This window comes from Methylibium sp. (genome assembly GCF_031393925.1).
Classification (GTDB): domain Bacteria; phylum Pseudomonadota; class Gammaproteobacteria; order Burkholderiales; family Burkholderiaceae_C; genus Methylibium.
The window spans coordinates 1-3,166 of sequence record NZ_JANMWL010000246.1; the positions used below are offsets into that span (position 1 = coordinate 1).

At 64.2% G+C, this 3,166-nt stretch carries 5 protein-coding genes and 1 pseudogene; all 6 read left to right on the top strand.

Features of this window, described 5'->3' with window-relative positions:
• Positions 1 to 334 (top strand): annotated as a pseudogene (locus RMO12_RS12965) (SAM-dependent DNA methyltransferase); the annotation flags it as partial.
• 96 nt (positions 335 to 430) lie between these two features.
• The gene (locus RMO12_RS12970) at positions 431 to 661 is read left to right on the top strand and encodes a hypothetical protein (RefSeq protein ID WP_309639605.1); all 231 of its coding nucleotides are present in this window, start codon (positions 431 to 433) and stop codon (positions 659 to 661) included.
• The gene (locus RMO12_RS12975; RefSeq protein WP_309639606.1) at positions 634 to 972 is read left to right on the top strand and encodes a type II toxin-antitoxin system PemK/MazF family toxin; all 339 of its coding nucleotides are present in this window, start codon (positions 634 to 636) and stop codon (positions 970 to 972) included. Before RMO12_RS12970 ends, RMO12_RS12975 begins: the two co-directional genes overlap by 28 nt.
• A gap of 14 nt (positions 973 to 986) precedes the next feature.
• Complete coding sequence (locus RMO12_RS12980; RefSeq protein ID WP_309639607.1) at positions 987 to 2,264, top strand: restriction endonuclease subunit S; 1,278 nt, start codon at positions 987 to 989, stop codon at positions 2,262 to 2,264.
• Between the two features lie 47 nt (positions 2,265 to 2,311).
• On the top strand, positions 2,312 to 2,554 hold the full coding sequence (locus RMO12_RS12985) for a type II toxin-antitoxin system Phd/YefM family antitoxin (RefSeq protein WP_309639608.1): 243 nt from the start codon (positions 2,312 to 2,314) through the stop codon (positions 2,552 to 2,554).
• On the top strand, positions 2,551 to 2,814 hold the full coding sequence (locus tag RMO12_RS12990) for a Txe/YoeB family addiction module toxin (RefSeq protein WP_309639609.1): 264 nt from the start codon (positions 2,551 to 2,553) through the stop codon (positions 2,812 to 2,814). Before RMO12_RS12985 ends, RMO12_RS12990 begins: the two co-directional genes overlap by 4 nt.
• Positions 2,815 to 3,166: the final 352 nt, after the last annotated feature.

The following is a 3,166-nucleotide window of genomic DNA, read 5'->3' on the forward strand; positions in this document are numbered from 1 at the left end:
GATCGCCCGCATCGCCGCCACCGTCGCCGCGTGGCGCGGCGAACTGCTCCCTCTCCCCCCGGGAGAGGGCCGGGGGGAGAGGGAGCGCAGCGAGAGCACCTACCAGGACATCCCCGGCTACTGCCGCAGCGTGAAGCTGGCCGAGATCGCCGAGCACGGCCATGTGCTGACGCCGGGGCGCTACGTGGGCGCCGAGGCGGTGGAGGACAACGACGACGACTTCGCCACCAAGATGCAGTTGCTCACTGAGAAGCTGGGCGAGCAAATGGCGAAGGGCGCGGAACTGGATCAGCTGATCCGCAAGAAAATGGGCGGCATCGGCTATGAGTTTTGAGGAACCTTGCGAGCCGCTGCGTGAACGGGCTCGAATCCTTCAAACTACCCATTGCGATGCAGGCGGCGGAAACTTTCTCAATCGGCGGACCCAACCATGTTGCAAACCTACGAAGCAGTGCTCCAGCCCAATGGTCAGTTGCAGTTTGTTGACGGGCCGGCAACGCGAGCAATAGCCCCCCGGCATGTGCTGGTGACCTTCACCGACGAAGCCGTGCCGTCCGACACCGCGCTGTGCGGCGCGGCCTTGAGTGAGCCTGCGTTGGCCAACGACTGGCTGCGCGACGAGGAGGCGGCTGCATGGGCCCATTTGCAACCCGGCAAGTGATCCTGCTGCCGTTTCCGTTTTCCGATCTGTCAGCCAGCAAGCTGCGCCCCGCGCTGCTGTTGGCGTCGGCCGGCCGAGGCGACTGGCTGCTGTGCCAAATCACCAGCAACCCCTACGCCGACCCGCGCGCCGTGACGCTGGCCGAAGATGACTTCGCCGAAGGCGGCTTGCAGCGCATCAGCCATGCCCGTGCGAGCAAGCTGTTCACGGCCCATGAATCGCTGTTTCAGCGCGCCGTGGGCGAACTCAAGGCGGAACGGCATGCACAGGTGGTGGAGGCGGTGGTGGAGATGGTGCGGGCAGGGGTATGAGTTCTGAGTGGCCTGTGCTGCGGCTGGAAGAGTGCCTTGACGCGCTGATCGACTATCGGGGAAAGACACCCGAGAAGACCGAGTCGGGCATTCCATTGGTGACCGCGAAGATCATCAAGGGTGGTCGCATTGAAAGGCCTTCGGAATTCATCGCGAGCGAAGCATACGAATCGTGGATGCGGCGTGGCATTCCGCAGGCCGGTGACGTAGTGCTGACGACCGAGGCCCCCATGGGGGAAGTTGCGCAACTCGGAAACGAGCGTGTAGCGCTCGCGCAGCGAGTAGTCACGCTTCGAGGAAAGGCCGGGCTGCTGGACAGCACTTTCCTGCTCTATGTTCTCCAGACCGAGGAGATGCAGGAACAACTCAGATCGCGTGCAACTGGCACCACTGTCTTGGGTATCAAGCAGAGCGAGCTTCGCAAGATTTCGGTCTCGATCCCACCCATCGAGCTGCAGAGAAATTCGGCATCCACTCTCGCCGCGATCGACGCGCGGATCGATTTGCTACGCGAAACCAGCGCCACGCTCGAAGCCATCGCGCAGGCGCTGTTCAAGTCGTGGTTCGTCGATTTCGATCCCGTTCGCGCCAAGCAGCAAGGCCTCGCACCGGCCAGCATGGACGAAGCCACGGCGGCCTTGTTTCCGGACAGCTTTGAAGAATCGGCGTTGGGGTTGGTGCCAAAGACCTGGGAAACCGCGAAGCTCGGCGCTGAGGCCAGTTATCTGAACCGTGGCATCTCGCCCAAGTACGTCGACGTTGGCGGCGTCCTGGTCATCAACCAAAAGTGCGTTCGTGATTTCAAGGTCGACTTGAGAAAGGCTCGTCGACACGACGATGGTCAGCGGGGAATCAACGGCCGTGAACTGCGCGTTGGCGATGTGCTGGTGAACTCAACCGGGGTCGGCACACTTGGTCGTGTCGCCCAGGTGCTCACGCTCGACGAGCCGACCATCGTTGACTCACACGTCACTGTTGTACGTGCAGGGGACCGTTTGTCATGGAACTACCTTGGACTTGCCATGATGCGGAGGCAGGCTGAGATTGAGGAACTCGGGGAAGGCACCACCGGCCAAACCGAACTCAATCGAGGCAAGCTCGCCGGTTTAGCCTTTGTTGTCCCGCCTCGTGAGGTTCTGGAAGCTTTCGACGCGTCAACGCTTCCGTTACGCATGCGCTTGGCGGCCAACTCTCACCAAGCCCAAACCCTCGCCACCCTCCGCGACACCCTGCTCCCCCGCCTGATCTCCGGCCAACTGCGCCTGCCCGCTGCCAAGGCGCTCGCGGATTGACGTGACGTACGAGTTAACGTACGCTGCCGGCATCCAGGAGCCCTCCCATGACCACCCTCACCGCCAGCGAAGCCCGCGCCAGCCTCTACCGGCTGATCGACCAGACGGCCGAGTCACACCAGCCCATCCTCATTGCCGGCAAGCGCAGCAGCGCCGTGCTGCTGTCGGCCGAAGACTGGCAGGCCATCCAGGAGACGCTGTACCTGTTGTCGGTGCCGGGCATGCGCGAGTCGATCAAGAAGGGCATGGCCGAACCGCTGTCCAAGAGCGCCAAGGCGCCGGGCTGGTGAGCTGGGCGGTGATATTCGCGAAGCAGGCCGTCAAGGACGCTCGCAGACTAGCCGCCGCCGGCCTCAAACCCAAGGCGCAGGGCCTGCTCGACGTGCTGCGCCACGACCCGTTCCAGAACCCGCCGCCGTTCGAGAAGCTGGTCGGTGACCTCGAGGGCGCCTACTCCCGGCGCATCAACATCCAGCATCGCTTGGTGTACGAAGTGTTCAAGGCCGAGCGCACGGTGCGCGTGCTGCGGATGTGGACCCACTACGAATGAAGCACGCCAACGCCGCCCGGTCGCATGAGTCGAGCGCACCAGCGTGCAGTCAGCGGTTCGCGCGCAACTGCCTGCACCGCAGGGAGCACAGCTGATGTGGGTTTGCTGCCGACCGGCGCCGTGCGGGTGCGCGTCCAGGCCGCTGCCCGGGCCGACACCCCGCCTGTCGCTCCCCGCCGGCGCGGCTGAGCGACGACACAGCGCATGACCGAAGACCAGCTCGAACAGGAGGCGTTGGGCTGGTTGGCCGATGTGGGCTACCGGCACCGTTACGGCCCAGAGCTGGCGCCTGAGGGCAGCACGCCCGAGCGCGCCGACTACCGGCAGGTGCTGCTGGTCGAACGGCTGCGCC

Coding starts and splice junctions, on each gene's coding strand:
- RMO12_RS12970 (WP_309639605.1), top strand. CDS start 431: ATGTTGCAAACCTACGAAGCAGTGCTCCAGCCCAATGGTCAGTTGCAG.
- RMO12_RS12975 (WP_309639606.1), top strand. CDS start 634: ATGGGCCCATTTGCAACCCGGCAAGTGATCCTGCTGCCGTTTCCGTTT.
- RMO12_RS12985 (WP_309639608.1), top strand. CDS start 2,312: ATGACCACCCTCACCGCCAGCGAAGCCCGCGCCAGCCTCTACCGGCTG.